Here is a 3,886-nt window from a genome sequence, read left to right as displayed (position 1 = left end):
TCCGAACAGCTCGGGCTGTAGACAACCGCGGTGTCCAACGACGCGCTGACGACCGGCTTGTCATGCAGGAAGGTCGTGTCGTATTCGAAGTACGCACGCGCTTCGCCGATACCGTTGCACCAGCCACCCAAGGAAGCCGGGCACTGTCCGATCTGCGCCCACGGATGCTCGCCACTAGTCCACCAGTACGGCTGGCTCCCCTTGCCGGACAGCACGGTAGCCCAGTTGTAGATGCCCGGCGGGCTCCACGGCGGGTCGACCGTGACCGGATAGACCACGGCGGGGTCGGCCAGGAACTTCTGGTCCGGCACGATCTGCAACGAACCGTCCACGAACGACACATCCACCGCCGCGGACTTCGACGTCGCCGGACCGGGCATCGGGCCGCTGGAATCCCACATCACCGACGTCGGCGACGAGAACACCTCCGCGCCCGTGGCGTCGAGCGCCTTCAGCGCCCCCTTGTCCGACTGCAGCGTCAAGCCCGGCGCCCGCACACCCAGCCTGACCTTCGCCAACTGCGGGTTGCGCGCGGCCTCAGCGGACTTGATCACCAGATGCTGCAGGTAACCGCCGCGCTCGGCGATCATCACCAGATCCACGCCCGGCAACACTTCCGGGTAGGTCGCCGTGTTCTCCTTGAGTACTGGCTTCGGCAGCGCGCCGGGCCATTGCAGGGCGAACTCGCGGCCGTCCTTGCTCATCCTGGCCAGATCAGATCCCTGGCCGCCGCCGGACAGCCGCAGATCACCCTCCGCGGCCTTCGGCCCAACCGTCCCATCGGCTTTTTGGACTATGGTGGTGTCAATGGCCACCCACGACTCGCCCTGCTTGACGCGGACCGGCACCGCCGAGAACTCCGCCGTCATCGTGCCACCCGGGTTGGCATACACCGCACGAGTCGAGGTCCGCTCCGCAGTAACCTCCACCCGCGAACCCTGCACACTCGCCAGCTGCATCGCCGTCGCGCCGTCCGGCGCCTCCACGACTCTGTCTCTCGGTGGCGGAGCCCCCAACGGGATACTCCCGCTGGTTATGGTCAAAACCGACCCCACCACAGCGGTAATTGTCCCGCCGATCACGACACGACGCAGGCGCACGAAAGCCCCCCTCACTCACCAATACCGACGACACATGGTGAGCAGGGCCAGCTTCACGCTGGCTTCAGCTGGGCAACAGCACTGCAATCCGGCTTCAGACCGCATTCGCCATGCCTGCGCCTTCTACGATGATCACATGATCCGCAGTTGACGTCGACTGCGACGAATGTGCCGCGGCTGTATCGCGGGGTCAGTCAGCCGCCGGTAGCCAGCGGGGCGGGCCCCTTGGAGGCCCACATCACGCCGGAATGCGGGGCGGCCCGTTTCGCGATCACATTAAGACCTCGTGAGTGTTTTGCCGGTTCGAACCGGCAAACACTCACGAGGTTTGTAGTCAGCTGACTGCGACCCCGGCTGGCGCCGGGGCGTAGCCCGCTGGTTTGGCCGTGAAGGTTCCACGGCCCTGGGTGCGGCTGCGCAGGCGGTCCGCGTAGCCGAACAGTTCGGCCAACGGCACGGTCGCGGTGATTGTCACCGTTTTCGTCCGCGTGACCGTCGCCGTTACCCGGCCGCGACGCATCGCCAAGTCACCGAGTACGCCGCCCACGGCGTCCTCGGCAACCGTGACCGTGACCTCGGACACCGGCTCCAGGAGGGTCATCACGCACGCGCGCAATGCCTCGCGGAGTCCGAGCCGCCCAGCCGTCCGGAACGCCATTTCCGACGAATCCTTCGAATGGGTCGCGCCATCGGTCAACGTGACCCGCAGCCCGGTGACCGGGTGCCCGCCGAGGGGACCCTCGGCCAGGGCATCGCGGCAGCCGGCCTCGACCGCCCGAACGTACTCGCGCGGCACGTGCCCACCGACCACAGTGGACTCGAACACGAAGTCCTCTGTGTCCGACCCTTGGACGTCGAGCACGACATGAGCGAACTGACCGGCTCCACCGTCCTGCTTGACATGCCGATAGACCAATCCGGACACGCCACGCTCGACCGTCTCCCGGTACGCGACCTTAGGACGGCCAACGGCGATTTCCACGCCTCGGTTCCGACGGATCTTCTCCACCGAGACCTCCAGGTGCAGTTCACCCATGCCGGACAACACGGTCTGGCCCGTCTCCGGATCAGTCCGCACTGTCAGCGACGGGTCCTCTTCGGCCAACTGCGCCAACGCCGTCGCCACCTTGTCGGTGTCGATGGACCTGCGTGCCTCGACCGCCACGGAGACGACCGGATCGGCAACCCGCGGCGGTTCGAGCAGCAGAGGCGCTGCGGCGTCGCAGAGGCTGGAACCGACACGAGCCATCTTCGGCCCGACAACAGCGACAATGTCGCCCGCCGTCGCGTGGTCCACTTCGGTCTGCCGGTCGGCATGCACCCGCAGGATCCGGGCAATCCGTTCGGTACGCGTCGCCCCGACGTCCAACACTGTCGCTCCTTTCCGGATCGTCCCTGAGTACACACGCAGATACGTCAACCGCCCGGTGGTCGTCGCGACAACCTTGAACACCAAAGCAGCGAACGGCTCCGCCGGATCGGCAGGCCGTTCCCGCGTCACGCCGTCCTGGATGCCTTGCACTGGTGGCACATCCAGTGGTGACGGCAGGTATGCGACAACCGCTGCCAGCAACGGCTCGATCCCGCGGTTGCGGTAAGCCGAGCCGCACAACACGACCAGGCCCTCACCACTACGAGTCAGGTCGCGCAGCGCAGCCGCCAGCGTGGCAGCGGAGATCGCCGAATCCGTGCAGAACTCCACCATCGCCGCCGGATGACGTTCCGCCACCGCCTCTTCCAGCATGTGCCGTCGCCGTTGGGCCTCCTCCTGCAGCACGTCCGGCACTGGTGTGTCGACAAGACGTCCGTCCACCCAGGACAGTGCGCGCATCTCAAGCAGATCGACCACGCCGGTGAACTCGTTTTCGCGGTCGATCGGCAGATGCACCACGAGCGGTACCGGATGCAGCCGCTCACGAATCGACGACACAGCCGCATCGAGGTCGGCGCCAACGCGGTCCATCTTGTTGACGAACGCGATCCGCGGCACACCGTTGCGATCCGCCTGCCGCCACACCGATTCGCTTTGCGGCTCAACGCCTGCGACGGCGTCGAACACCACGATGGCGCCGTCCAGGACGCGCAGCGAACGCTCCACCTCGTCGGAAAAGTCGACGTGGCCGGGTGTGTCGATCAGGTTGATGCGATGTCCGTCCCAGGCGCAGCTGACAGCAGCAGCGAAGATCGTTATGCCGCGCTCTCGTTCCTGGGAGTCGAAGTCGGTGACGGTCGTGCCGTCGTGGACCTCGCCGCGTTTGTGCGTAGTGCCTGTCGCATAGAGGATCCGTTCGGTGAGAGTGGTCTTGCCTGCGTCGACGTGAGCGAGAATGCCCAGGTTCCGGATGTTGGTACGCACGGCTCATTGCCTTTCGGGGTGATCGCAGAACATGTCGGCGCGATTCACGGGACATCCACCCGCGCAAGGCTTATCAGCGCAGGGTATTCGTCACCTCGTCCGGTGGCGGCCGCGCAGCCGGCACCGGGCACGCGAAGACATCAGGATCACCTCGTACCGCGACTGGAGGACAACGGCTTCGTGACGGAACACGGCCGGCCCCCTTCTTGTCGCGGTGCACCGCAACGGGATGGCGGCGCAGATGTCGGGGGGACAGTAGCGGATCTCGAGTGGACGGTCCACAGACTTTTCCGTCACGCTGGTGAGACCCTGGTCTACACGCACGCCCCGAAGTTCAAGATCAGACTTCCACGCACCAGGTGCCGTTCTCCTGCACGATCGGCAGCGGCGCTCCCCGGGTGTCCACGCCTTTGGCCCCGAGGTTGACGGT

The 3,886-nt window shown here is 66.1% G+C and carries 1 protein-coding gene and 1 pseudogene; both read right to left on the bottom strand.

Translation table 11 applies throughout. From position 1 onward, the window contains the following. Positions 1–929: pseudogene (locus tag B9C43_RS55285) on the bottom strand (LamG domain-containing protein); the annotation flags it as partial. A gap of 505 nt (positions 930–1,434) precedes the next feature. Continuing rightward, on the bottom strand, positions 1,435–3,456 hold the full coding sequence (gene fusA / locus B9C43_RS55280; protein WP_084435128.1) for an elongation factor G: 2,022 nt from the start codon (positions 3,454–3,456) through the stop codon (positions 1,435–1,437). Positions 3,457–3,886: the final 430 nt, after the last annotated feature.

The organism is Kibdelosporangium aridum (assembly GCF_900176515.1).
GTDB classification, from domain to species: domain Bacteria; phylum Actinomycetota; class Actinomycetes; order Mycobacteriales; family Pseudonocardiaceae; genus Kibdelosporangium; species Kibdelosporangium aridum.
The sequence above is the reverse complement of the archived record's forward strand: the minus strand, read 5'-3'. Positions and strand labels throughout refer to the sequence as shown.